This is a genomic window from Priestia sp. P5, from assembly GCF_029522155.1.
Taxonomy (GTDB): domain Bacteria; phylum Bacillota; class Bacilli; order Bacillales; family Bacillaceae_H; genus Priestia; species Priestia megaterium_E.
Genome location: NZ_JAKWFJ010000002.1, coordinates 880,069 through 906,828 on the forward strand (window position 1 = coordinate 880,069; position 26,760 = coordinate 906,828).

The window sequence follows — 26,760 nt, forward strand, 5'->3', positions numbered from 1 at the left end:
ATAGAAAACTTATGAAAGAGGGGGAAATGATGAAAAAAATAGGGTCTTTACTAATGATGTGTGTACTTATATTTGCACTTGCTGCCTGTACGGCCACAAAAGACTCCGGCGCGGAGCCGGAAAAGAAGAGCAGTACAGCAAAAGAAGACGGTAAGGTCCTTTATATGAATAATGGCGCAGAACCTACGTCTTTTGATCCACCTATTGGATTTGATTCATATTCATGGAATATGCTTAATAACTTAATGGAAGGGCTGACTCGTTTAGGAAAAAGCGATGAGCCTGAAGGAGCAATGGCCGAGAAATGGGATATCTCTGAGGACAAAAAGGTCTATACGTTTCATTTACGAAAAAATGCTAAATGGTCAAATGGAGATGACGTGAAAGCAAGTGATTTTGTATTTGCTTGGAAGAGGCTGTTAGATCCTAAGACTGGTTCTCCAGCGGCATTTTTAGGCTATTTCATTCAAGGTGGAGAAGAATTTAATACGGGTAAAGGCAGTGCTGATCAAGTAGGGGTAAAAGCGCTAGATGACAAAACCTTTGAAGTTACGCTTAAAAGTCCGCAAGCCTATTTCTTAAGCGTAGTCTCCAATCCAGCGTTCTTCCCAATTAATGAAAAAGTAGCAACAAAAAATCCGAAATGGTTTGCAGAAGCAGATTCGTTTGTTGCTAATGGTCCCTTCAAATTAACTCAATGGAAGCATAACAGTAATCTAGTCATGGAAAGAAACGATCAGTATTGGGATGCTGAAAATGTAAAGCTCGACAAGGTAAAATGGGCAATTGTTGAAAATACAAACACAGAATATCAAATGTATCAAAATGGAGAACTAGATGTTTCTGAGATTCCATCGGATTTAAGTGAAAAGCTGTTGAAAGATGGAGATGTTCATATCGAAGACCAAGCGGGAACTTACTTCTACCGCTTTAACTTAGATAAAGAGCCCTTTCAAAACAAAAATATCCGTAAAGCATTTGCAATGGCTGTAGATCAAGATCAAATTGTTAATTTTGTTACAAAGAATAAAGAAAAACCAGCTCGCGGGTTCGTATCTTACGGATTTAAAGATGCAGATGGAAAGGATTTCCGTAAAACGGGCGGCGACTTATTAAAAACAGACGGCAAAGAAGCAAAAGCACTTCTGAAAAAAGGAATGAAAGAAGAAGGATATAAAAAGCTGCCAGCTATTACGCTAACATACAGTACAGACGATACGCATAAAAAAATAGCAGAAGCACTGCAGCAAATGTTCAAAGAAAATCTAGGCGTAGATGTGAAGCTTGCCAATATGGAATGGAATGTTTTCCAAGAAGAACAAAAAGCGTTAAAGTTTCAGCTGTCACGAAGTTCATTTTTAGCTGATTATGCAGATCCAATTAACTTTTTAGAGAGCTTCCAGACGGGTCATTCAATGAACCGTACAGCTTGGAGCAATAAAGAATATGATGAGTTAATTAAACAAGCTATGAACGAAACGGATAATAAAAAACGTTTTGAGCTTATGTACAAAGCAGAAGGTATTTTATTTGATGAGATGCCGATCATTCCTATCCATTTCTACAACTATGTGTTTTTAATCAAAGATAACGTATCTGGAATTGTTCGTCATCCTGTTGGCTATTTAGATTTGAAGTGGGCAGATAAACAGTAAAGTGGAACTTTTCGTCAGAGGGGATTTCAATTCCCTTCTGACCCAAGTTTCACTTTCTTCATTTCTTTACACAAAAGGAGTGTCACAAATGATAAAACCAAAACCATTACAAAAAGGTGATACAGTAGCTGTTATTGCACCTGCTAGTCCGCCTAATCAGCACAATCTAAAAAAAGGAATAGAATATTTAAAGGAAATAGGATTAAACGTAGTAACAGGCGAGCATTTATATAAAAAAAACGGGTACTTGGCAGGGACTGATGAACAGCGAGCAGCCGATATACATGCGATGTTTGCCAATAAGCAAGTAAAGGCAATTATCTGTGCATGCGGCGGGTACGGGACTGCTAGGCTTGCATCGCAATTAAACTACGATTTAATTAAACGAAACCCAAAGGTTTTTTGGGGGTATAGCGATATTACGTTTTTACATACGGCTATTCATCAGCGCACAGGTTTGGTTACCTTTCACGGGCCAATGCTTTCGTCGGATCTCGGAAAAGAAGATGTTCATATAGAGACGAAGCAAGCTTTTTATCAATTATTTTCTCACGGTTCTTTGTGCTATACGGATCAAATTAGTCCGCTCGACACTATTTGTGAAGGAGAAGCAACTGGTCAGCTGATAGGAGGAAATCTTACTTTGCTGGTAAGCACGCTTGGCACACCATTTGAACTAGATACAAAAAATCGAATTTTATTTATTGAAGATATTGATGAAGAGCCGTATGAAATTGACCGCATGATGACACAGCTGTATATGGCCAATAAACTGCAGGATGCAGCGGGAATTATTATTGGAGATTTTCATAACTGCTATCCTAAAAAACGTACGGAGTCGCTTTCATTAGAAATGGCATTAACAAGTTACCTGACTTCTTTAAAAAAGCCTGTTATGAGAGGGTTTCGCATCGGGCATTGCTCTCCTCAAACAGCTGTGGCGATTGGAAGTTATGCCACGATGTCGACTTATGAACGAATGGTAGAATTCGAATCCGGTATTACATTACCAAAAGATAAAGTCGAACGCTGAAGGTTAAACCTGCAGGGAGGATAAATAAGTGGTGGATAAAAAAACGTATTACGTTTGTGTAGCTGTGGCGACTGTTTGGACTTCCTATGACTCTAGCAGAGAAATAGACGACAATGCAATAAGTTTCCCAGTAAAACTGGATAAATGGCTAGAACAATTAACGTATACACGTCGGTTGGAGCTTTGTGAGAAAAATTTAGTTCAAACGCAGCTGTTACTAGGAGAAGAAGTGTATGTAACAGAAATGAAAGGTAAATGGGCAAAAATCGTTATTCCTTCTCAGTTTTCTTCTAAAGATGAAAGAGGATATCCCGGGTGGGTTCCTTTCCACCAACTGATTTCTCAAGCTGAATATTTTCCATTGAATAAACCAACGGCAGTGGTATCAGCAGCGATTGCGACACTGCATCTAGCGGAAGAAGCCTTGCAAATTAGTTATCAAACGCACCTGCCTCTTTTAAAAGAAGATAAAGAATGGCTAGAAGTTCAAACGCCGGTTGGCAGTGGGAGAATAAAACGTCAAGATGCTGTTGTAATAGAGGATAGAAACCGTAAAGTAAAAGGAACTGGGGATATGATTATTGCAGCAGGAGAACAGTTTTTGAATCTTCCATATTTATGGGGTGGCATGAGTGCTTGGGGATATGATTGTTCCGGGTTTGCCTATGCTACTCATAAAGCAAACGGATATCTTATTCCGAGAGACGCTACCGATCAAGCAAGGCAAGGAAAAGAAGTAGGATTAGCCTCTATTCAACCTGGAGATTTGCTGTTTTTTGCTCATGAAAAAGGTGAAGGGTCTATCCACCATGTTGGTATTTATTATGGTAAAGGAAAAATGCTTCATTCACCTAAAACAGGTAAAACCGTTGAACTGATTGAATTAAAAGGAACGCTTTATGAAGAAGAGCTGTGCGCAGCCCGGCGCTATTATTAGGAGGTGGCAGTTATGACAACAAAGCATTTGTTAGAAGTAAAGCAGCTGAGCAAATATTTTCCGATTACGAATAAGCAGGTTTTGAAAGCAGTAGACGGCGTGTCTTTTCATATTTCAAAAGGAGAAACCTTTGGACTTGTTGGTGAATCCGGCTGCGGAAAATCAACTGCCGGGCGAACAATCATTGGGTTGTATAACCGTACATCAGGAGAGGTGCTTTATAAAGGGAAAAACGTGCATGAGCTATCAGAGAAAGAAAAATTTGCTTTTCATCGTAATATGCAAATGATTTTTCAAGATCCGTATGCTTCACTAAACCCTCGTTCTACCGTGAAGGAGATTATCTCAGAACCAATGGAGGTTCACGGACTTTATTCGAATAAAAAAGAGATGCTGAACCGCGTGTATGAGCTGCTAGAAGATGTCGGGCTCAACCGTGATCATGCCAATCGCTATCCTCATGAATTCAGCGGCGGGCAGCGCCAGCGTATAGGGATTGCGAGAGCTTTAGCACTAAATCCAGAATGCATTATTGCAGACGAACCTATTTCTGCTTTAGATGTGTCTGTACAGGCTCAAGTAGTTAATTTATTAAAAAAACTCCAAAAAGAAAAAGGGTTAACTTATTTATTTATTGCACATGACTTGTCGATGGTAAAGCATATAAGCAATCGTATTGGAGTTATGTATTTAGGGCATTTAGTAGAATTAACAACAAGTTCGGAGCTGTATCAAAAACCGCTTCACCCTTACACTCAAGCTCTACTTTCAGCTATTCCTATCCCTGATCCTGACGTTGAGGATAATCGGAAGCGGATTGTTCTTAAAGGAGAATTACCGAGTCCAATTAACCCGCCTTCTGGCTGCGTGTTTAATACGCGCTGTCCTCTTGCAGTAGCAGCCTGCAAGACTCAAAAGCCAGAGTGGCAGGAAGTTGAAGACAGTCACTTTGTAGCCTGTCACTTATACAATCAAAAGATAATGAGTAACAACTATATGGAAACAGCTGCGACAAAATGATGGAAAGAGCGAGAATGAAAATCGAAGATGCAGTTACTACATGGAAGCGGAGTAATAATGGACTTATACGTATTCATATTGAAGGAAAAGAATCCATACAGATTAATTCTTTTATCCAACAACGAGCAGCAAGTACAATCAAGCTGCTGCTTGCAATAGAAGCGTTTCGTCAAATTGATGCGGGCATATTGGCTTTAACATCTGTCATTCAAAGAACCGAAAAACACACGGTTGGCGGAGCAGGCGTACTTAGAGCTCTTCCGCGGTTAACATATATTAAAGTGGAAGAGCTGCTTACCCTTATGATAATTGTTTCTGACAACACAGCTACAAATGAGCTCATTTCTTTAGTAGGATTTGAAAAAATTAATGAATGTGCTAAAGATCTAGGATTAAAGAAAACCGTTTTAAACCGCTATATGATGGACGAAATCGCTGTTGAAAAAGGGATTGATAATTATACGTGTGCCTCTGACGTAGTAAAGTGTCTAAGGGAAATATACGAAGGAAACCTTTTGCAAAAATCTAGCCGCGAAAAAATAATGAGAATGTTAAAAATGCAGCAGCTTCAGCATAAGCTTCCAGCACGTATAGGATCAGCTTTTCAAGCTGTGAATAAGACTGGAGAACTACAGGGAGCAGAACATGATAGTGCTATTCTCATGCGAGGTAACGAAACGTATTATGCCGTTGTTTTGATAGATGGACTAAGTGACAATGAACAGGGAAGGAGATTAATTGCTGATATTGGATACCTTCTGTCATCTAATATCTAAAAATCTTTTGACCATATACTTCAATAAGCGGAATTGGTTTGGTCGCTTTTATTTAATGTCTTCTATCAAAGAAAAACTCACATTTACTAATAATAAATGCTTGTCTTCTCAGATTTTAGCGAGACCCTTGTTTGCTGTGCTGGATTTGTGCTAGTAATAGATAAACATGTTCTTTTTCATAAAATTTTATGAAAAAATAATGATAAATCATTCATCCTATACCAACTTATTCATATTTTTTATATAATAGAATAATAGTATATATTTTAAACGAATAGTGAATGTCTATGCAAAGCAGCAAGGAGCATGAAATTATTCGATTCATAAATGGTGGTGTATGTATGGCAAACGAACATGTAATGATAGATATTATAAAAGCATTTAAACGTAATTCAACTGAATCCATTGCCATGGATTTAATTAAGGAAGTGCGAGGGACATTTAGTCCATTACCTAAATATATAGCGGATTTAATTGATGAGCTGAGAAAATTAAATTTAAAAGACGAAGTGATCAGTGTAATCTTGTATCAATCTGTATATGTGGCAGATCATCAATTTAATATTAAAGATACCATTACCAATCGTCAGTTTGTAAAAGATACGATTGAAATGGGCAGAAGATGGGTGCATCAGTACGGTCGAATTGAAACAGTAGAAGAAGCAATTCATATTGCAGAGCAAGTGTCTACAAAAGAGGACTTGCCTCATCATTTGCAAACAGCAACAATTGACGAAAAAATTACGCTTGAGGTGCAGCTTGATCATCAAACGTATGAAATGTTAAAAAATATAGCAGTTTATTATGATCATCATTCCTATGAACAGTCAATGACTGTAGCAATTAATCGTTTATATACGCAGCTGCGCGATGCACAATCAAAAAATAGTTAAATGTCAAATCTCACATGTTCCGTGCACCATGTGAGATTTTTTAAGAGGTGAAAGAGGCGCAGATGAAATTGTCTTGCTCCATCATTCACCAAAAGGAGGGAGAACATGGATGAGGGTATATTTATCTCCTCTTCAAAAAAAAGATGCTTCTAAAGTTTTTGCATATTGGTCGGATGAAGAGGTTACTAGATATATGAATATTGAGCCCTTTACGACGCTTTATCAGGCGGAAAGCATGATTGCACTTCTCCAAAGTTTGACGAAAGAAGGGAAAGCAACACGCTATGCTATTCGATTAAAGACTTCCGATGAGATCATTGGAACCTGCGGTCTAAACCGTATTGATTATGTTAAAAAGCAAGCAGAGATTGGGTATGATTTAGGCAGAGCTTTTTGGAAAAAAGGCCTCATGACAGAAGCGCTCTGCCTTTTGCTAGAAAAAGCTTTTGAAGAGTTTCATATACAAGAAATTGAAGCAAAAGTTGATCCTAATAATAAAGATTCAATTACTCTTTTAAAAAAATTTTCGTTTCAACTAGAAGAGGGGTATGAGTCAGATGATTGTACTTGTTTATACACCGTCAACAAGGAAAAAGTGAGCGCGATATTGTCAGGACGTTCAAAAGGTAAGAAGTAAATCAAGCATAAGTTCTTTTGAAATAGTAAATATTTTTAGGCCTTAACCGATAACAAAGAAAAGAACGAATTGAAGGAAGGTCATGAATGAATCATCATACACATTTACTAGAAGGGACGTACAATGAGTTACTCGTTACACTCTCTTTCCTTATCGCCATTACTGCGGCGTACGCTTCTTTTGGGTTAGCTAATCGTGTGAAAATTTCCCGGGCAAAATTTATTCAGTTTTGGTTAATCAGCGGGGCATTTACATTGGGAATAGGCATTTGGTCAATGCATTTTATCGCCATGCTTGCTTTTCACTTGCCCGTAGATGTTTCATATAATTTATGGTTTGTTCTTCTCTCAATCTTGGGAGCGATAACGGGATGTTATATAGGCCTCTACCTCATTCACAAACAAAAGAAAAGTATAAAAGCACTTATCATTGCAGGGAGCTTTATGGGAGCTGGAATTGTTTTTATGCACTATTTGGGCATGATGGCTATGGAGCCAATTATGATTTCATATGATCCATTTATCGTTTTTCTCTCTATTCTTATTGCTGTTGCTGCTTCTAATACAGCTTTGTGGCTTGGTTTTTACTCAAAGCTAAATGAAGGGAATCTTACCGTTTTTGCTAAGGTTATTTGTTCTACTATTATGGGCATTGCTATTGCTGGTATGCACTATACGGGCATGCAGGCAGCTTCTTTTTCAGGAATATCAATGTCTGAACACTCAAACGGTTTTGCCTTAAATCCAATATATTTATCCGTCGTTATTGTTTTTTTTATTGTCTGCCTATTTACGGCTGTGTTTTTAACCATCTTTATGGATCGACGCGTACAAAAACAAGAAGTTTTAAAATGGGCTTTTTTTGAATCCGCCCTGGATGCTATTTTGGTGATCGATGAAAAAAGACATGTTTTATCGCTCAACTATGCAGCGGAAACGCTTTTCTCTCTTAAAGCATCAGATGTAATTGGGAGTAATGTTGTTAAGCTGCTGCCCTTCTATAAATTTTCTTCTCTACAAGATGGACGAACTGAGCACTCCCTTTTGATAAGTAATAGAGAAGTTACGGTTGAAATAACGGTGATGGCGGTAGGAATTGAAGAGACGGTTGAGTATATGCTGTATATCCGCAATATGACGCAAGAGCGCGAAGCGGAAAAAACGTTGATTGAAGCAAAAAATCGCTATGAAAACTTGTTTTACTCCTCTCCATTGGCCATTATGGTTCATCGAGAAGAAGAGGTCGTGTCTGTGAATGATGCTATGATTCAGCTTTTAGGAGTAACGGAAGAGCAGCTCGTTGGTAAATCGTTATATGATTTCTTTTCATCTGAACAAGTTCCTGATATTAAAAAAGGATTGAAGGCAGTAAAGGATAGAAAAGATGAGCCAAGACCTCCATTAGCTCAGTTGAAAATGTTTAATGCGTTAGGTAAGGAACTCTTTTTAGAAGTAAAATCTACGCTCATTCAAATTAATGGAGAAACGCTATTTCAGACAGTAACTAGAGATGTAACGGAACAGAAAAAAGCTCAAGAATCGCTTCAATATATGGCTTTTCACGATATGCTAACAGATTTACCAAATCGAAGTATGTTTTCAAACATTGTAGAGAAATCCATTGATTCAGCAGCAGCTTCAGGAAAAAAGCTTCATTTCTTATTTTTAGACCTAGATCGTTTCAAACAGGTAAATGACACGCTTGGTCATCATGCTGGAGATCAGCTTATGCTTCAGGTTGTCGATCGAATGAAGAGCTGCCTAAGAAACCAAGATGTGCTTTCGCGTTTTGGAGGAGATGAGTTTTTAGTTTTACTGCATGATAGGACGGATGAAGAAGTGAAAAAAATCTGTCAATCATTAAATGACTGCTTATCCACTCCTTTTGTAGTGCTATCGAGAGATGTTTATTTAGGGGTAAGCATCGGAGTTAGTTTATTTCCTAAAGATGGAAAGTCGCTTGAAGTGCTAGTTCGCCATGCTGATTTAGCGATGTATGAAGTCAAAAAACAAGGGCGTAATCATTATCTGTTTTATCAAAAAGAAATGCAGGTTCATACTACGCGACGAATGAGAATTGAAGATGGGTTACGCAAGGCTTTTGAGCTGGGCGAAATGGAGCTTCACTATCAGCCGAAAGTCAATATTCAAAGTGGCCATATTGTTGGAGTGGAGGCTTTAATCCGGTGGACTCATGCCGAGATGGGCGTCATTTCTCCCGCAGAATTTATTCCGATTGCTGAAGAAACAGGCGTTATTGTTACACTGACGAAATGGGTATTAAAAAAAGCGTGCCATCAAAATAAGTATTGGCAGCTTCAAGGACTTCCTCCCTTAAAAATGAGTGTGAACATATCAAGCGTGGATTTTGGTACAACTGATTTTGTTGATTATGTGTTAGGTGTCTTGCGTGAAGTAGAGTTAGAATCACGATATTTAGAACTTGAAATTACAGAAAGTGTTACGATGAAGCATGTTGAGCAAACAATCGAAAAGCTACAAATCTTAAAAGATGCAGGAGTATTTATTTCGATTGATGATTTTGGCTCAGGATACTCCTCGTTCAGCTATATTCAGAAGCTGCCTATTCATACGCTGAAAATTGACCGGTCTTTTATTAAAGATTTAGATCCTAATACAACGGAAGTATCGATTGTCAGAGCCATTATTACACTAGCAAAAAGTTTGCAGCTATCCGTCGTAGCAGAAGGTGTAGAAGAAGTTGAACAAGTAGAACTTCTTCATAAAGAAAAATGTGATGAAGTGCAAGGATACTATTTCTCCAAACCGATTTCAGCGGAGGAATTTTATGAGAAATTTCATAAAATCGAAGAGAAAATAGAATTTGTTCATTAAATGTAAAAAGCCGTTCTTATTTAAAAGAACGGCTTTTTACATTTAAGGTCAGAGCTAACAGTCTATACAATACATAGATTCCAAGGTATGCACCGGTTAATAAAAAAGCTGAATTTAAAAAGATTGCATGAATGCTCGTCATAAAAACAGTATGGTTTTTTAAGATACGATAGATAGAAGCAGCAGCTATATTTCCAAATACTAGCGCTGAAAGAAGGGCTAGTGTATTAAAAACTAGCTCTGCTCCTTTCCATTTGAGTGAGAAAAAGAGCATGATAATAGGAACAATAATACTTCCAGAAACCAGTAGGAAAATCAATGGACCATCTCCAATACTTTATCTTATTACAGTTACATAAGATAATGTTTTTGCTTATTTTTAGATAGTCTTCCCTTTTTATAGTCTGTTAAGCTTTTTTCTTCTATTTTTTACTTATATAAAAAAGCGAAAAAATGGATAAAACTACTAAAATGATTTTGCCTTGCATAGATCCTTGTGAAATATGATAAACCGAATAAACTTCAATAAAAAGCGCTGGAATTTTTCCAAGTGCGCTAGCAGAAATGAATACCGCAAAGGAGCCTTTTCCTACAGCGCTGAAGAATGTAACGAGGCCTGACGGAACAAAGGGAAGTAATCGCAAAGAAAGAATCAATATAAAACTCTCTTTCCCTTGTACGCGCAGCAGCTTTAGCCACTTGGATTGAGAAGGTGTTTTTGTATGAACAAGTGTACGGAAACCTTTTCGATACAGCCAAAAAGAGAGAGCTGCACCTAAAACTTCTCCAATAAAAGAAAGTAAAAATCCGTTCCAAAAACCAAATAACTTTACGTTTACGAACGTAAGGGGTGCGCTTGGAAATACGCCCGTAATGCTAATAAGAATGTTCAAGGCAATGCTAATAAGCTCTGCTGCTTCTAAATGTTCAAGCAGAAATGTTTGAAGATAGTCAGTCATGGTTATACTCCCATTTATGTTTTACCTGTAGGGCTATTTTAGTTGTTTTTCTACTATTATATAATTTTTGGCATGAAATAAGTAGGTAAGCAGTTTATAAAAAACGAAACAGGGTAACTACTTACTAATGAAAGATGATTTACTGATTTGAAGGGATGGACAACTCATGTTGAAATTTTTGCTTATTATTGTAGTCGTATTATTAATTATTATGATTTTTAAACGCTTTATCCGAAAATAAAAATGCTAACTAAGCAGCTCGTGAGATCTTTCTCACGAGCTCTTTTGCGGAGCTATTCAGTAGCTCAACAATACACTTTTTACCTGTGATGAATATCACTGCAGCTAGAGAAATGAAGGGGTAAGATAGAAATGGGAGGGAGGTATATGGAATTATTATTCTATCTCAGCGCTTATTTATCAGGGGGAGCTATCGCACTATGGCTAATTAATGCAGCATTTAATGGATTATTAAAATAACAGAGGGAGAGAAAATGAACGATTCTAAAGGTATATTTAACGATAAAGAAAGAAAGCTTGCTCGCTATTTGGAGATGTACACAACTGAGCAGATTTTAACTGAAGCAGGCATGTCTTCGTCTGCTGCGCTATATGAGTTGAAAAAAATAAGATTACCGCGGGCAGTTGCTAATACGATTGTTTATTACGTACTGGCAACAAATAATCAAAAGCTGGTTATGTACAAACTGCTCATGTTAGCTGGCGTTTGTAAAAAGCTTGGCATTCAAGATGCACAGGCAGCCCTCACTTTTATCAAAAAATATTACGTTTGTCATCAGCATTTACACTAAAAAGTACATCTGTCTGAGGGGGAAAAGAGATGAATATTGTCCCGTTTAAGCAGCGTTCGTCTGCAAAAAATGATCAAGGCAGAGAACAGCCGTTTCAATGTTTCATTGAGGGAGATCGATTTCAGTTAGATTTGTATATGACATATTTATTTCATCGCTGCCATTCTAGCAGGTATAGATATAGCCGTGCTAACAGAAAGGGTAGGATGTAATGATAAGATACCAGTGGTAAGCGGCTTCATTTTTCCTGATGGAATAATGAAGCCGTTTGTTGTGTTAGAAAGAATGATTTACTATGATGTAGTTAATGATAAAAGAAAAAGGAAGGGAAGGAATGTAATGAATTTACATAAGTGGGAATATTGGATTTCAAAGCTCGAGCTTCAGCCTCATCCAGAAGGAGGGTTTTATAAACAAACCTATCGCTCCAATGATGAAATTTCTGATAAAGAAGTGTCATCGCAGTTTGATGATAAACGATTTCTATACACGAGTATTTACTTTTTATTAAGGTCTCAAGATGTATCGCATTTCCACCGGCTGCAATCAGATGAACTATGGTACTATCATGGGGGAAGCCCTTTAACCATTCATATTATTTACCGCGATGGAACCTATCAAGAAGTAAAACTAGGTACAAACTTAGAAAATGGAGAAGTTCCTCAATTTTTAGTTCCAAGAGATACGATTTTTGGTTCCTCTGTGGCAAATGAGAATACGTTTTCTCTCGTTGGATGCATGGTCGCACCAGGTTTTGATTTCCGTGACTTTGAATTATTCACAAAACAGCAGCTGCTTGATGAATTCCCCGAGCATGTTGTGATCATCGACAAATTAGGGTACGATAAATTGCCAAATGATTAAAAAGCATGCATCTCGGTTTGATGCATGCTTTTTTCATTTGAACCAGCCTTTTTCCTTAAAGCGAGTAATGGCTTCAATGCGGTTCTTTACTTCGAGTTTGTCCAGAATGGTAGAAATATAATTGCGCACCGTTCCAGTCTTAATAGATAGTTCGTCAGCAATTTCTTTTGTGTTTTTTCCATCAGCTACTAGAGCTAATACTTCTTTCTCTCTAGCTGTAAGAGGACTGGTAGATCCACTATATAAGTCATCCACTAATTCTGGAGCATAGAGGCGTCTGCCTGCCATCACGCTTCGAATGGAATTTGCGAGTTCTTCACTTGGGCTATCTTTTAGCAAGTATCCGCTTACGCCTGCTTTCAAAGCTCTTTGAAAATAGCCAGAGCGAGCGAACGTTGTCAAAATGATGACTTTGCAGTTTAAATCTTTCAGCTCCTCTGCAGCTTCAAGCCCAGTTTTAAGAGGCATCTCGATATCCATTACGCATATATCTGGCTGGTGCTGCTTAGCAAGTGATACCGCTTGTTCCCCATTTGAAGCTTTTCCGACAACTTCCATGTCATCTTCTAAATTTAACAAAGAGCCCAACGCCCCTAACATCATTTGCTGATCTTCGGCAATGACAATTCGAATCATAATTGTTCCTCCTTAATATGTTTAACGATGTTTGGAACTGTAATATGAATAATCGTCCCCCCTTGACTGGAGATATCAAGATGGCCGTTTACAAACTCCAGCCGTTCTTTCATTCCTAAAAGACCGTTTCCTTTCCAGCAGGTTTTCTTCGTATTAATACCAACTCCATTGTCTTCTACCGTTATGCCAACTTCTTTTGCAGACTGATGTAAAGTAATCGTGCAAACGGTGGCTTGACTATGTTTGACCACATTGGTTACTGCTTCTTTTAAGCACATGCTAAGAATATTTTCAATTAGCAACGATACATTCTCTAATGAAATGGCCTCTTCTCCTACAAACTTAATTTCGGCAACTTCTAAAAGCTCTTGAACGCGTTTTAGTTCTTCACTAAGGCGAATTCCACGCATTTGAGAAACCATGTTTCTCACTTCATTAAGAGCCGTGCGCGCTGTTTGCTGGACATCTTTTAATTCTGATTTTGCTTTTTCAGGATCTTTTGTAATAAGTTTTCTTGCTAAATCACTTTTTAGACCGATAAGAGACAGCTTTTGTCCTAACGTATCGTGCAGATCGCGAGCTATCCGCTGGCGTTCTTCCTGTTTTACAAGCTCAGAAATACGTTTATTTGCATCTTCAAGCTGTTCTTCCAGCCGGTCTCGCTTCTTCCGATTATAAATGCTAAATGGCAGTACAATCACACTGATGGAAATTACAAAAATGAAAGGCAGCTGTTTTAAAAAGATCTCTTCTTGCATAACAACGTTAAAGTTTACCGAAATAACGGTGCTAATTAAATGAACAGCATACAAAGTGAAGAAAGCGAGCCGTTTTTGGATATTTCCAATAAAATAAGCGATAAAAAAAGCAAAGTAAAAGGCAAAGTAAATATAATTAAAAATAGTTGTTAGGGCTAAGGAAATAACGATTAACAAAGCCGTCCATACGTAAACGGACTTGTCCGTTGAAACAAATGCAAAACGATAGAAAATAAAAAATAAGATGGTGAGTAACGAACCAACAATAATGTGATTCATGGATGAAGACTGTAAGATAAAATAAAATGGTAAAATGGCAAATACCGTCCATATGTAAGGAGATAGCCCAGTGATTTTTTGGAAAAACGTATATTTTTTCATAAAGAACCTCGTTTACTTGTTAAAATACACTATTAGTTTACCACAAAGTAGAATGAAATAAGTTTAGACGGATAGATAAAACAGTCAAGCTTTTGAAAGCTTGACTGTTTTGTTTTATTAAAGTTCTGCTTTTGTTCGAGATGAAATTCTGCTTGCTTTTGGTGCAGCTGAGCGTGTTTTTATTTCTTTAAAGCTCACAAACATTTTGTTTTCTTCATCCCATAGACGGAATCGAAGAGAGCGAAGGCTTGTTGCGAGTGTAATGGTTGGTACATTTTGAAGAGGCTGTGTGTGTTGATGAACAGCTTCAAGCTTATAGTTGGGCACTCTTGGGCTTAAATGATGTACATGGTGAAACCCGATATTGCCTGTCAGCCATTGCAATAGTTTTGGCAGCTTGTAAAATGAACTTCCTTCAACGGCTGCTTTTACATAATCCCAGTGCTCATCTTCTTCAAAATAAGAGTCTTCAAACTGATGCTGTACATAAAACAGCCAAATTCCAATTGAACCTGAAATGAAGAAAATCGGTCCTTGAATTAATAGGAACGCCTGCCAACCTACCAACCAGCAGGTCGCTGCTGCTAATGCAACGATCAATACATTTGTAAGGTACGTATTCATTCTTTCTTTTTTCTTCGCATTTTTTCGATTGAATCGGTTTGTAATCAAAAATACATATATAGGTCCCACGCCGAACATAACGAACGGGTTGCGATAGATACGGTAAGCGATTTTTTTCCAAATAGAAGCTTCTTTATATTCTGTTACGGTTAACACCCAAATGTCACCCGTACCTCTTTTATCTAAGTTGCTGCTTGTTGCATGGTGAATTGCATGGCTATGTCCCCATTGACTGTAAGGAAACATCGTTAAGACACCGGTAATTGTTCCGAGAATTTTATTGTGTTGTCTACTCTTAAAGAAAGAGTAGTGACAACAGTCATGAAAAATAATGAATATTCTTACTAAAAACCCTGCTGCGATAACAGTTAGCGGAAATGCTAAAAAATAAGAAATTGAAAGGCTCTCATAAGCGAGAAACCACAGTGTGAAAAAAGGTAAAAAAGTATTAATCAATTGTCTTATGCTGTCTTTCATTACTGCTTTTTCAAAAGGTGCAACTTGTTTTCGTAAATTCTTTTGTTTTTGTATAGTCATATGAAATTCCTTTCATCACCGTATATTATCCTCAGTATAAAGGGATTTTTCTGACTATTTAAGACATACGTGTCATATAGAAACTATGACACTTGTCATATATACGTAGGGGGAAGCTGTAAAAAATGAAAAAAAGCGGTATTTAACAGTCTGCGGTTCTGATAAAATTATACAGTGAAGGCTTATTGTTACGGAGCATTTAAGAAGAAAAAGGAGTTTGAAATGAATAAAAGAAATAGATGGGTATATCTGCTTCTAGCTATTGTTATCATGGGAGCAGGTCTTTTATCAAGAAAATTTACTCCGTATCTTCCTCACATCGTAAATATATATGCGGGAGATTCGTTATGGGCCTTAATGATTTTTGTCAGTGCGGGTTTTTTGTTTCCTGCATGGAAGACAAAAATGATTGGTATGTTTGCTATAGTGTTTTGTTACTTCATTGAATTTACACAGCTGTATCACGCTCCGTGGATTGATGACATAAGAAAGACTGCGCTAGGAGGGCTCATTCTGGGGTATGGCTTCTTATGGAGCGATATACTAGCCTATTCGATTGGAGTCGCGGTAGGAATGAGCTGGGAGTATTATAGATATCGATTTAAAAGAGCCGCCTAGCAAATAAGGTTCAATGAATCTTAGAACTCAGCTGAGGATGGAATAAGCCGTAGGGTTATGAAGCAGGATGTATGTACATAAAAATAAACTTGTGCATAAAAAATTTTCATTTAAAACCTATTGTCTATTTGTTGAACGAGAGGAAGAGAGGGGATTACTTGAATTTAATAGCCTGGATGATTATTGCATGTGAAATCGTTTTTTGGATAGTCATCATTTTAGGATTAGCAACAAGGTATATGTTTAAAAAACAAAAGCTAAGTTTTTTTATTTTAGCTCTAACACCTGTTGTTGATTTTGTTCTTCTGATTGTGACGAGCGTAGACCTTTACCAAGGTGCTACAGCGACCTATGCTCACGCTATTGCAGCCGTGTATATTGGAATTTCCATCGCTTTTGGAAAAAGTATGATTCAATGGGCAGACGAACGCTTTCAATATTATGTGATGAAAAACGGAGAGAAACCTCGTAGGCGCTATGGAAAAGAATATGCAAAGCATTATTTTAAGTCATGGATACAGCATCTCGTTGCTTACGCTATTGGGGCAGCTCTTTTAGCGGCGATGATGTATATAGTACCAAATGGAAAAACTAACGTGCTGCAAAATGTAGTGGAATTTTGGACAGTTATTGTAGGAATTGATTTCTTATTATCTCTTTCTAATTTCGTTTGGCCTAAAAAAGAAAAAGAGTCTGGTTATACCAACTCATAAAAAGGCATCGATGCTTGAAAAGCCAGTGAAAAAACCTCCCTGTAAGGAGGTTTTTTGTTTTACCATCCAGGGTATAGGTATATGAATGATGCTTGTCTGAGGTAGTTCAGTTTAGTTGCTTAAGCGGCTAAACTGCTTTTTGTGCAAATATATGTACATTTTATGTGGCATGCATGATAAGAATTCTGTGTATTCCATATACTACCTCATATGAAAGATAGGCAAGTGATACAATACAGTTTGTTTTTAGGAGAGCTTTTATGAAAAAACGCCGGTTGGACTTTATTTTTTTATTTATTATTTTACTTTCAATTTATGCTTTCTTTTTTACCTCTATTGATATTCATTGGAAGTATGCCTTAGTTGGATTATATGGTGTCATCATTTTCATTTGTATGTATTCACTTATGCTTGAAAATCGAACGCCTGAAAGTACGTTGGTTTGGATGTATGTCCTCTTTTTCTTCCCTGTTGCAGGCTTTTTCTTTTATTTGTATTCAGGACAGCTCTATTTAAAGGGGCATATGTTCAAAAAAAAGCGTATGCATAACCGAGAGATGCTTAGAAAGATGGCAGATAAAGAAACGACGCCTGATCTATCGACGCTTCAATCTCATCAGCGTTACTTTGCTCAGTATCTTCAATGTGTATCTTTGACAAAGATGAATGTTCATACAAAAACCTACGTCCTTAAGAACGGGCAAGAAACGTTTAATGAAATCAAAAAGCATTTGCAATCAGCCAAACATTTTATTCATATGGAATACTATATGTTTCACTCAGATTCTCTAGGAAAAGAAATCATTGATATTTTAATTAAAAAAGCAAGCGAAGGTGTAGAAGTACGCTTTACGTTTGATACAATGGGAAGCTTTACATTATCGGGTTCAGATATTAAGCGAATGAAGAAAGCGAATGTTAAAGTGCATCCTTTCTTACCTATTAAGTATGGATTTTTTAATCAAAAATTCAACTTTCGAAACCACCGTAAAATAGTTGTGATTGACGGGGAAGTAGGTTTTGTAGGAGGACTAAATGTAGGCGATGAGTATTTAGGGAAAAATAAAAAAATCGGTTTTTGGCGAGATACCCACCTGATGTTAAGAGGTGAATCTGTTCAAACGCTGCACTCAATTTTTATGTTTGACTGGGAATACGTTTCTGGAGAATGCTTAATTAATAATGAAGCGTATACAAAACCTCATCGTGTTGAAGGGGAAGGGTTCGTTCAGGTAGTGGCGACGGGGCCAGATACGCAGGAAAATATGAGCGACTATTACTATACAATGATTACAAGCGCGACGAAGTCAATTTGGATTTCTACCCCATATTTTGTTCCAAACGAAGCTATAAGAACTGCTCTTCGTATTGCGGCTAGAAAAGGTGTAGAAGTACGAATTATGGTGCCGGAAATTAATGATGGCTTTCTGACTCAATATGGAACGAGATCATATTTTGCTGAACTTCTTCGATGTGGAATTGAAGTATATTCGTATCGAAAAGGGTTTTTGCATCAAAAAATTGTGATTATCGACGGAGATATGGCTTCGGTCGGTACTGCAAATATGGATATGAGAAGTTTTCATCTGAACTTTGAAGTGAATGCATTTTTAATTGAGGGAGAGACGATTCAAACGCTCATGAAAAATTACGAAGAAGATATGGAAGACAGTCATTTGATCAAGCCGGTAGCATTTTACAAGCGAAGCTTAGTAGAACGTTCGAAAGAGTCATTTGCTCGCTTATTTTCAGGTGTTTTATAAAATAAAGTTTGTTTTCAAAAAGCAGGAGGAAACGTATGGGTGAATCTCCATTTGTTAAAAAAGATACGTTTGGTCGAAAGTTACATCGCTTAAAAGAACGTACTAAACCATTTGTCGTGCGTTTTTCACGGTTTGGTCATGTAGCTCAAGGTGTGGTCTATTTTGTCATCGGTATATTAGCGATTCAGACGGCTTTCGGATTAAAAGGCGATTTAGTTACTTCTCAAGGAGCCCTACACACAATTGCAAAGCAGCCGTTTGGATTTTTAATTTTAATCGTTTTGGCAGTAGGTTTAAGTGGATATGCGTTTTGGCAAATCATTTCTGCTATTTTTGATCCTCACCACGTTGGGCATGGTGTAAAAGGCATTTTTACTCGTTTAGGCTATTTAGTTGTAGCTACGTTTTATATTAGCCTTTGTGTGAGTTCGGTAAAAATTTTGCTTCATGCTCATGTTCATACGTCAGGTAAGCATTATCAAACAGTATCAGCCAAGCTGTTATCTTATCCCTTTGGGCAAACCATCATTGCGCTTACAGGTATCGGCGTTATTATCTTTGGGATTGGACAAGTATATTGGGCTCTTTCAGGACGCTTCCTAAAAAAACTAAAGAAAAACGAAATGTCAAAAGAAGAGTGGCGATGGAGCGGGCATATTGGAAAAGCGGGTATTATTGCTCGAAGTATCGTCTTTGGCATTATTGGCTTCTTTCTTATTCGCACGGCTCTTCAAGCGGATCCAGACGAAACGAAAGGGTTAGATGGAGCCCTTGCTGAAGTAGCGCAGCGTCCTTTTGGGTCTGTACTGCTGGCTATCGTATCAATCGGACTTATGGCATACGGAGTATATATGTTTGCAGAATCAAGGTATAAACGAATTGATCCTTAATAAAATTAAAAAGATGAAAAAGCTACTTTTTGGCCTTCTGCTCATATCCTATAGCAGATAGATAGTGAACAGGAGGAGAGGCAGATGCCATCGGTAGTAGGAGCCGTAAATATCTCGAATGTATTGGTTTCATCTTCAGTGGAGTTTGGTGATTGTCTGGCTATTAAGCCAAAAAGCACAGCTTTTACAACAGTCGGTTCTGGTAGCGGGAACACGGGGAATTTTATGAATATTACAAGCAGTGCTAGTACGGCTAATACAATTGATATGGATATTAAGGATCAAAATGTAGTGGGAAATGCATAAGAAACGAAAGCTTATCGTCATCGGACGGTAAGCTTTTTTATTTGAGTTTGACGTATACCCAGACGTTTCTTTACCACAATGTACCTCTAGGATTCTATCTTATAGGAGTAGTAAACTAGACAGGTGATGTCAAAAAGTGGGGAGGCGAGATTATAAAATGAAGAAAATATGTATGAGCCTACTTATTCTCTGTCTTTTCAGTGGAGGATTGGCCCCAATAAGTAAAGGAGACGCTGCTTCTTCAGTAGGCACTGTCAAAGGTGATAATGTAAACGTGTATCGTTCTCCATCTTTACATTCTTCGGTTGTTCAGACAGTGAAAAAAGGAGAAGAATTTCCTGCTATTTCATCTGACGCGGGAGATGCAGCTCAAGTTATCACCCATAAAGTAGTGCCAGGAAATACACTATGGTTACTAGCTAAACAATATGGTGTAACAGTCAGCGAGCTAATAAAACAAAATCAGCTAAAAACAACGGAGCTAACTCCGGGGCAAACGCTGAAAATACCACCAAAAGGCTTGTTACATAAAGTAGTTTCAGGAGATACGCTTTGGAAAATCTCTGTAAAGTACGGTGTAAAAGCGACTGAATTAACAAAGTTAAATCAGCTATCATCAACAAATATTAAGCCTGGACAAATGCTTATTATTCCTGATTACTATGTACAAGTACAGCTTTTGGAAGGGAAAAAGGGCTGGATCAAAAAATCTGATTTAGCACAAAAGAAGCATCAGCCCGTAGTTATGGGCTGGAGCTTTAATGAAAAAACAGCAGGCTATGCAGAATCGATGAAACAAAAGAACTTAGACGTTGTTTCACCACGCTGGTTTACGCTAACGCGGAGTGACAAAGTTGTTTCATCTTCTATAAATCCATCGTATGTTCAAACGGCTCACAAAAACGGCAAAAAAGTCTGGCCGCTCATCGGTAACAATTTCGATGATGTGCTGACAAGTGACGTCCTAGGCAATAAAGCAAAGCGGCAAAAGCTTGTATCGTCAGTCGAAAGTTCGCTTGTGAAAACAAACAGTGACGGTATTAACGTTGACTTTGAAAATATTAATATCAAAAACAAACAAGATTTTGTTTTATTTATTAAAGAATTAAAAGCAGCGTTAAAGCCTCATGGTATGACCGTTTCAGTAGACGTAACACGAGAGAATAATGATCCGTTTTGGTCAGGAAGCTTTGATCGAAAACAGATTGGTCAAGTGGCAGATTACGTCATTATGATGGGTTATGAAGAACACTGGGGAGGAAGTCAGGTTCCAGGGTCTGTGGCTTCGCTGCCTTGGGTGAAAGAAGGAACAGAACTTCTTATGAAAGATGTACCTGCACATAAAATCCTGCTGGGAGTTCCTTTTTATACGCGAGAATGGAAAACGAATCTATCGACCAAAAAAGTTGTCACAAAAGACTTAACGATGAAAGAAGCTGAATCTGTTATCTCTTCTAAAAAGCTGACCAAGAAATGGGATAGCCAAGCCTCTCAGTACTATGTAGAATACACCGAAAATGGTACGAAGCATCAAATATGGCTCGAAGACAAAGCATCTATGCAGCGCCGAGTTAATTTGATTAAGGACTATCATTTAGGCGGAGCGGCAGCTTGGTATATTGGTTCAGAAACATCAGATATATGGGAGTTATACAACTTCTAAATAAAAAACACACCTCATGCTTAATGTAGCTGGGTGTGTTTTTTTGTTCGAATCATGTGTAAAGCGTATACATCTATTTACAAACAAGATAAATTTTACAATATTTGTTTTTCTTGAGTTAATTTATAACTATATTCCAAAATGAGCCTATTTAACCTTTTTTTAGTTGAAAACGCTTAATGACTTTACGGTAAAGATAATTTATAGTAAATTCAGTTTCTATACAATAAATTTACTAAATGAATAATTAAGTCATTTAACAATTAACTAAGTGAAAGGAATGAATGTTATGGGAAATGTATTAGTAATAGGCTTTCCAGGTGAAGGGCATGTGAACCCTTCTTTAGGAATTGTAAAGGAATTAATTGCTCAAGGGGAAAAGGTCGTCTATTACGGCATTGAAGACTACGCTGAAAAAATTCAAAAATCAGGCGCGGAATTTCGTGAATACGAAGATTTTCGTCCAAGTCTTGATATGAGCAATCGAATGACTAAAGAAGAGTCTTATGATCGCTATGAAGTAATGAATTTGTTTTTAAATGAATCTGAGAATATTATTACTAAAATCATGAGTGAAACAAAGCATGAAACATATGATTATGTACTTTACGATTATCACCTTTTAGCAGGTTCCGCTGTGGCCGACCTTCTTCAGCTTCCGAAGGTTTCTCTTTGTACGACGTTTGCGTTAAATAAGGAGTTAGCAACTTGTATGATGCCAAGTGGTCAAACAGAGCCTGACCAATCTTCCTTTTATCCTCAATTCGAAAAATCATTAAATAAGTTCAACAACCAATATAATACTGAGTTAAAAGATTCCATGGACATTATGTCGAATCCAGGGGATATCACGTTAGTATTTACGTCAGAATTCTTTCAGCCACACGTATCTGAATTTACGAGTGAGTACAAGTTTATTGGTCCTTCAATTGTTAAAAGATTAGACATTGAAGATCCTTCTTACTTACAAAATGAAAATGAAAAGATTATTTTTGTTTCTATGGGAACTATTTTTAATCAGCAGCTAGAAATCTATAACTTATGTGTAGAAGCATTAAAAGATTTTGAGGGTAAAGTTATTTTATCTATTGGTAAAAATACAAAACCTGAAGAATTAGCACACATTCCAGAAAACTTCGTTGTGAAACAATATGTGCCGCAGCTGGAAATTTTAAAACGTGCGGATTTATTTATTACTCACGGCGGAATGAACAGCAGCAGTGAAGGTTTATACTACGATACGCCGCTTGTCGTTATTCCAATGGCAGTGGATCAATTTATGGTAGGCGATCGCGTACAGGAGTTAGGAGCAGGCGTGAAATTAGATAAAAATAATGTATCTGCTGAGCTCATCAAAAATACAGTTAACGACGTTTTAACTACTCACACATATAAAAAGCATGCACAACAAATCGGAGAATCACTTCGCTCAGCGGGGGGATACAAGCAAGGTGTGAAAGAAATTTTCAAGATGGTGCCTGTTAAAGCGTAATAGATGTAAGACAGCTAGATAACTAAAAGAGAGGAGTAAATCATATGCAGACTATAAAAAAAGCAGTTATACCAGCAGCAGGGTTAGGTACTCGTTTTTTACCTGTTACAAAATCTATCCCAAAAGAAATGCTTCCAATTGTAAATAAGCCCGTCATTCAATTTATTGTAGAAGAAGCCTTAAAATCAGGAATCGAAGATATTTTAATTGTTACAGGAAACGGGAAACAAGCAATTGAAAATCATTTTGATCATAATATTCAACTAGAACACTTGCTTCATCAAAAAGGAAAGACCGAACTATTAGAGGAAATGGAACATATCTCTGAACTAGCGAATATTCATTACGTTCGTCAAAAAGAAATGAAGGGCCTTGGCCATGCGATTGGCTGTGCTCGACAGTTTATTGGAAACGAACCGTTTGCAGTTTTACTTGGAGATGACTTAACAGACCCAGATCAGCCTTGTTTAAAACAGCTGATTGACCAGTATACCCAAACGGGATCGTCGGTTATCGGCGTGCAGCGCGTAGAGGAAGAATCCGTTCAACGTTACGGGATTATAGATCCAAAAGCAAATAAAAACCGATTATACGAAGTGAATGGTTTTGTAGAAAAACCATCAGTCGAAGAAGCTCCGTCTAATTTAGGAATTATTGGACGCTATGTATTTACACCTGACATTTTTGATTATCTTGAAACGCAGGAAGCTGGAAAAGGCGGGGAAATTCAGCTAACGGATGCTATTCAGCGTATGAATATAGACCGTTCTATTTATGCTTACGAATTCGAGGGCGAACGTTATGATGCAGGGGAAAAATTAGATTTTATTTTTACGACCCTTGCTTTTGCATTAAAAGATGAAAAATTAAAAGCACCTCTTTTGAGCAAATTCAAAGAACTTATCAGCAAAGAAGAACAAAAAGAAAAAATCGCTGTGCAAATTGGAAAATAAGCTTTATTTACACACCTTTCTTCTACTTTTTCTTGAAGAAAGGTGCATTTTTTTGCGAAAATGGAACGTTTGACAGCTGGATAGAAAGGGTTGAAATGAGTTTATGTCGAAAGCAGAAAATTCGTTTGTATCAGGCATAAAGATTGTATTTACAGACCGGGATTTTCGAACGATTTTTATTTCATTATTTATTATTGGGTTGTCTGTTGGGAGCTTTATGCCTTATTTAACGGTTTGGGCAACAAATACATTGCACGCCACTTCGTTTCAAGCAGGATTTTTATTTGTCCCAATGAGCATTCTTGGTTTAATCGTCTCGTTTTATTTGGCTTCTTTATCAGACAAATGGGGAAAACGAAAGCCATTTATTATTTGGGCCTTACTGATTGGAACCATTTCAAGAGTTCCCTTAGCGTTTACGCATTCTTATACAATAGCACTCATTTTACTTGCTATAGGAGGGTTTAATGCGTTTTCTTTTTTCTTTGCTCTGCTGAATGATTTTATTGTTAAAAAGGAAGAAAGTAAATCGCAGGCAGGTACGATTACCGGTACTGTGCGAATGGCATTTTCACAAGGCTATATTTTTGGACCGATGCTCGGAGCTTTAATCATTGACCACGGAGGGTATACTCTTTTATTTTTACTATCAGGATTGTTATCGCTGGCAACTTTAGTGTGGGTTCTTTTTGCGCTTAAAGAAGACAGTATGCCTCAACCTTCAGCACATGCATCTTCAAAAGCGCCAGCTGGTATACCTTCTGTATTAATAGCTATATTCGTAGCAGCTCTCTTCATTTTTGCGGGTGATTCCGGGCGTTCTATGTATTTGCCGCTCTACATAACGGATACGTTAAAACAATCCGTTTCGATTGTAGGGATTCTCTTTACCGTTACATCTGTTTTTGAGCTAGTATTTATGCCGTTAGGGGGCTATTTTTCTGATAAGATCGGAGTTAAAAGATTCTTTATCATTGGAATTGCTTGCCAAGTGCTTTATTTTGCTTTAACGAGCCTTCATTTACCGCTTAGTGGATTAATTGCGCTTCAAGTATTTTATGCCTTTATTCTATCCGCTACGATGGGAGTTGGAATGGTGTATGCTCAGTCACTGGCCCCACGTCAAATTGGACTAGCCACAACGGCATATATGACTGCTATACAAACTTCAGCAGTTGTCAGCAGCTTAGCTATGGGGTCACTAGTCAGCGTGATTCCGTTGCCTTCTACTTTTTACATTTTAGCTGTTTTTGCAGTTATTTCAGGTGTGATGTTTCTATTTATGAAGCAAAAATCAGCTGAGGAAATGAGTTGAAAAGTTAAGAAGAGGGTGAAAAAAAGTAGTTTCATTAAATAAAAACACGAACTATCTATCAAAAATGGATAAATAGTTCGTGTTTTTTTATAATCATGATGAACGCAGGTGCTTTTAGCTGTTGGTTGGAGGGCAAGGCGAAGACTCCTGCGGAAACAGCGGAACAGATGAGACCCCGCAGGAGCGCGAGCGACGAGGAGGCTCATCGGCCGCCCGCGGAAAGCGAAGCCTTGCACGGAAATCAACGGAGGTCGAGCAAGCAGTCCAGATCATGTATCCAGATTGTTCGTCTTTTGGTTGGATTTATTTCGGTATGTCCCAGCCTCTTTTTTATGAGGCTGTTTCTTGAATTTGTTCGCTGGGCTTTTTATTTAAAATTTTGCGGTAGCGGTAATTAACAAAAGCCGCCGCCGCCATACCTACTACTGAAAGCATCGCATCAAAGATAAAGATAATTGAAATATGTCCCGTTTTAGACATGAGCCCTGTTGCTAAAGGCAATAAAATTGCAGCTAATCCAGCAGCGGTCGCTACAATTCCCGTAACCGTTCCTTTTTTGTTCCAGAAAAGCTCGGTCATAACGGTAATCGCTAATTGAAAGACCCCAGCTGTAGAAAATCCCATGAAGAAAGCAGCTGCAATTGCGATAGCAGGTACTTTAACAAATAGAAGCGTAAGTACAGCGATAAGGGTAATCATCGGGTAAACGAGAATAACTGTTACAGGACGAAGCACTTTGCTTAATAATACGGCTAATACTAAAACAGAGATTAACGCTCCGATGCTGTAGTAGCTTAAAAGGCGAACCGAGCTGCTTTCAGCCATACCTAATACTTGTTGACCATAAGTAGGAAGCCAAATTTGAGACACTGTAAACAGAGCTGTAGAAGTAAATCCAATCACAACAAGAGCGATCCCTTCTTGTTTCATGTTAGGGGGAGAGATAAATTTATTCTCTTCTTTACTTTGCTGTTGAACTGTATTCTGTTCGCGTTTATGATTGGGAAAAGGCAGTTTGAACATAAAAATCATATTTAGTAAATAAATAAGAGCGGGAAGGAAAAAAGCATACCCATAAAACAAATCACGATCCGCAAAAAAGGCAATCATAAACGGCAGAAGTGCTGCTCCAGCTGATATAAATGCTTTTACAAGAACACTGGCTGAACCTGAAGATTTAGGAAAAACTTCAATCAAAGCAGGGTATGTTCCAGCGTCCATAGCAGAGTTTGCAATACCAGCAATAATGGCAAAGATAAAGGCTGTTTGATAATTTGGCGATAATGGAATGCCAATTAAGAAAATAGCCATTGTCAGAGACGAAACAATAATCAAAGGTTTTCGTCCGACTTTATCAGACAAGATGCCTGATAGAGAATACGAAAGTAATTTTCCAATTCCGATAGCAGAAATGATATAGCTGATTCCAGCACCGTCGGTATTTAATTGTTTTGTCAAAAATGACATATTTGATGCAAGCATGATATTGACCATGCCAAGTAGAAAATAGTTAATATACATACCTGAAGCTGACAGCATGTACTTATTCTTCATCGTTTACACATCCTTACGTAAAAAAGCTTATATGAAAGGGATAAAAGTAATCACCCAGCCCTCCTTTTTTCATCGTTATTTATAAACCTACTTTCATGATAAGTTTATGAAGACAT

Annotated in this window: 27 protein-coding genes; 21 read left to right on the top strand and 6 right to left on the bottom strand. The window is 37.6% G+C overall.

Annotated features, from left to right (window positions below):
* The first annotated feature begins 11 nt into the window (after positions 1-11).
* From MMB69_RS21245 to MMB69_RS21280, 8 genes are all read left to right on the top strand, one after another.
* Positions 12-1,655, top strand: a complete 1,644-nt coding sequence (locus MMB69_RS21245; protein ID WP_277448423.1) for a peptide ABC transporter substrate-binding protein — start codon at positions 12-14, stop codon at positions 1,653-1,655.
* An 88-nt stretch (positions 1,656-1,743) separates the two neighbouring features.
* A complete protein-coding gene (locus tag MMB69_RS21250) occupies positions 1,744-2,688 on the top strand; it encodes a S66 peptidase family protein (protein ID WP_277448395.1) in 945 nt (314 codons plus the stop codon).
* Positions 2,689-2,719: 31 nt separating this feature from the next.
* Complete coding sequence (locus MMB69_RS21255; RefSeq protein ID WP_277448424.1) at positions 2,720-3,625, top strand: C40 family peptidase; 906 nt, start codon at positions 2,720-2,722, stop codon at positions 3,623-3,625.
* 12 nt (positions 3,626-3,637) lie between these two features.
* Positions 3,638-4,645 (top strand): ABC transporter ATP-binding protein, encoded by a 1,008-nt coding sequence (locus MMB69_RS21260; RefSeq protein ID WP_277448396.1) that lies wholly within the window; start codon positions 3,638-3,640, stop codon positions 4,643-4,645.
* Positions 4,646-4,659: 14 nt separating this feature from the next.
* A complete protein-coding gene (locus tag MMB69_RS21265; RefSeq protein WP_277448397.1) occupies positions 4,660-5,421 on the top strand; it encodes a serine hydrolase in 762 nt (253 codons plus the stop codon).
* A gap of 341 nt (positions 5,422-5,762) precedes the next feature.
* A complete protein-coding gene (locus MMB69_RS21270) occupies positions 5,763-6,314 on the top strand; it encodes a hypothetical protein (protein ID WP_013056190.1) in 552 nt (183 codons plus the stop codon).
* 109 nt (positions 6,315-6,423) lie between these two features.
* Positions 6,424-6,951: a GNAT family N-acetyltransferase gene (locus MMB69_RS21275; RefSeq protein ID WP_277448398.1), complete on the top strand. Its 528-nt coding sequence runs from the start codon at positions 6,424-6,426 to the stop codon at positions 6,949-6,951.
* 86 nt (positions 6,952-7,037) lie between these two features.
* Positions 7,038-9,806 carry a bifunctional diguanylate cyclase/phosphodiesterase gene (locus MMB69_RS21280; protein ID WP_269871661.1) on the top strand — a complete coding sequence of 923 codons (2,769 nt, stop codon included), beginning with the start codon at positions 7,038-7,040 and terminating at the stop codon, positions 9,804-9,806.
* 16 nt (positions 9,807-9,822) lie between these two features.
* Here MMB69_RS21280 and MMB69_RS21285 read toward each other — a convergent pair whose 3' ends face one another.
* Both MMB69_RS21285 and MMB69_RS21290 read right to left on the bottom strand, forming a co-directional pair.
* On the bottom strand, positions 9,823-10,125 hold the full coding sequence (locus MMB69_RS21285; protein ID WP_153253493.1) for a transposase: 303 nt from the start codon (positions 10,123-10,125) through the stop codon (positions 9,823-9,825).
* A 103-nt stretch (positions 10,126-10,228) separates the two neighbouring features.
* Positions 10,229-10,765, bottom strand: a complete 537-nt coding sequence (locus tag MMB69_RS21290; protein WP_277448399.1) for a TVP38/TMEM64 family protein — start codon at positions 10,763-10,765, stop codon at positions 10,229-10,231.
* A 494-nt stretch (positions 10,766-11,259) separates the two neighbouring features.
* On the opposite strand from MMB69_RS21290, the gene MMB69_RS21295 reads away from it, so the two are divergent.
* The 3 genes from MMB69_RS21295 (at position 11,260) to MMB69_RS21305 (ending at position 12,441) form a co-directional block, all read left to right on the top strand.
* On the top strand, positions 11,260-11,577 hold the full coding sequence (locus MMB69_RS21295; protein WP_221785606.1) for a hypothetical protein: 318 nt from the start codon (positions 11,260-11,262) through the stop codon (positions 11,575-11,577).
* Between the two features lie 29 nt (positions 11,578-11,606).
* Entirely contained in the window at positions 11,607-11,789 is a 183-nt protein-coding gene (locus tag MMB69_RS21300) for a hypothetical protein (RefSeq protein ID WP_221785605.1), read from the top strand.
* 127 nt (positions 11,790-11,916) lie between these two features.
* Positions 11,917-12,441: a cupin domain-containing protein gene (locus tag MMB69_RS21305; RefSeq protein ID WP_221785604.1), complete on the top strand. Its 525-nt coding sequence runs from the start codon at positions 11,917-11,919 to the stop codon at positions 12,439-12,441.
* 33 nt (positions 12,442-12,474) lie between these two features.
* Here the strand turns inward: MMB69_RS21305 and MMB69_RS21310 are convergent, their stop codons facing one another.
* The 3 genes from MMB69_RS21310 to desA all read right to left on the bottom strand — a co-directional run bounded on the left by MMB69_RS21310 (position 12,475) and on the right by desA (position 15,377).
* A complete protein-coding gene (locus MMB69_RS21310; protein ID WP_221785603.1) occupies positions 12,475-13,077 on the bottom strand; it encodes a response regulator transcription factor in 603 nt (200 codons plus the stop codon).
* Positions 13,074-14,216 (bottom strand): sensor histidine kinase, encoded by a 1,143-nt coding sequence (locus MMB69_RS21315; RefSeq protein ID WP_221785602.1) that lies wholly within the window; start codon positions 14,214-14,216, stop codon positions 13,074-13,076. Before MMB69_RS21315 ends, MMB69_RS21310 begins: the two co-directional genes overlap by 4 nt.
* Positions 14,217-14,333: 117 nt before the next feature.
* Positions 14,334-15,377 (bottom strand): Delta(5) desaturase DesA, encoded by a 1,044-nt coding sequence (gene desA, locus MMB69_RS21320; protein WP_014460882.1) that lies wholly within the window; start codon positions 15,375-15,377, stop codon positions 14,334-14,336.
* Between the two features lie 222 nt (positions 15,378-15,599).
* On the opposite strand from desA, the gene MMB69_RS21325 reads away from it, so the two are divergent.
* The 10 genes from MMB69_RS21325 (at position 15,600) to MMB69_RS21370 (ending at position 25,439) form a co-directional block, all read left to right on the top strand.
* Positions 15,600-15,995, top strand: a complete 396-nt coding sequence (locus tag MMB69_RS21325; RefSeq protein WP_221785601.1) for a ribosomal maturation YjgA family protein — start codon at positions 15,600-15,602, stop codon at positions 15,993-15,995.
* Positions 15,996-16,153: 158 nt separating this feature from the next.
* Positions 16,154-16,708 (top strand): hypothetical protein, encoded by a 555-nt coding sequence (locus MMB69_RS21330; protein WP_221785600.1) that lies wholly within the window; start codon positions 16,154-16,156, stop codon positions 16,706-16,708.
* Between the two features lie 260 nt (positions 16,709-16,968).
* Positions 16,969-18,471 (top strand): cardiolipin synthase, encoded by a 1,503-nt coding sequence (gene cls / locus MMB69_RS21335; RefSeq protein WP_221785599.1) that lies wholly within the window; start codon positions 16,969-16,971, stop codon positions 18,469-18,471.
* 35 nt (positions 18,472-18,506) lie between these two features.
* Positions 18,507-19,361 carry a DUF1206 domain-containing protein gene (locus tag MMB69_RS21340; RefSeq protein WP_221785598.1) on the top strand — a complete coding sequence of 285 codons (855 nt, stop codon included), beginning with the start codon at positions 18,507-18,509 and terminating at the stop codon, positions 19,359-19,361.
* Between the two features lie 84 nt (positions 19,362-19,445).
* The gene (locus MMB69_RS21345) at positions 19,446-19,667 is read left to right on the top strand and encodes a spore germination protein (RefSeq protein WP_045294391.1); all 222 of its coding nucleotides are present in this window, start codon (positions 19,446-19,448) and stop codon (positions 19,665-19,667) included.
* 208 nt (positions 19,668-19,875) lie between these two features.
* A complete protein-coding gene (locus MMB69_RS21350) occupies positions 19,876-21,330 on the top strand; it encodes a LysM peptidoglycan-binding domain-containing protein (protein ID WP_260506951.1) in 1,455 nt (484 codons plus the stop codon).
* A gap of 289 nt (positions 21,331-21,619) precedes the next feature.
* A complete protein-coding gene (locus MMB69_RS21355) occupies positions 21,620-22,822 on the top strand; it encodes a macrolide family glycosyltransferase (RefSeq protein ID WP_277448400.1) in 1,203 nt (400 codons plus the stop codon).
* Positions 22,823-22,866: 44 nt separating this feature from the next.
* Complete coding sequence (galU, locus tag MMB69_RS21360; RefSeq protein WP_221785596.1) at positions 22,867-23,775, top strand: UTP--glucose-1-phosphate uridylyltransferase GalU; 909 nt, start codon at positions 22,867-22,869, stop codon at positions 23,773-23,775.
* Between the two features lie 103 nt (positions 23,776-23,878).
* A complete protein-coding gene (locus MMB69_RS21365; protein ID WP_221785595.1) occupies positions 23,879-25,090 on the top strand; it encodes a sugar efflux transporter in 1,212 nt (403 codons plus the stop codon).
* Positions 25,091-25,211: 121 nt separating this feature from the next.
* Positions 25,212-25,439, top strand: coding sequence for a hypothetical protein (locus MMB69_RS21370; RefSeq protein ID WP_277448401.1), 228 nt, complete (start codon positions 25,212-25,214; stop codon positions 25,437-25,439).
* On the opposite strand, the gene MMB69_RS21375 is transcribed toward MMB69_RS21370, so the two are convergent.
* Positions 25,421-26,644: an MFS transporter gene (locus MMB69_RS21375; protein WP_277448402.1), complete on the bottom strand. Its 1,224-nt coding sequence runs from the start codon at positions 26,642-26,644 to the stop codon at positions 25,421-25,423. The two genes, MMB69_RS21370 and MMB69_RS21375, sit on opposite strands and share 19 nt — an antisense overlap.
* Between the last annotated feature and the right edge of the window lie 116 nt (positions 26,645-26,760).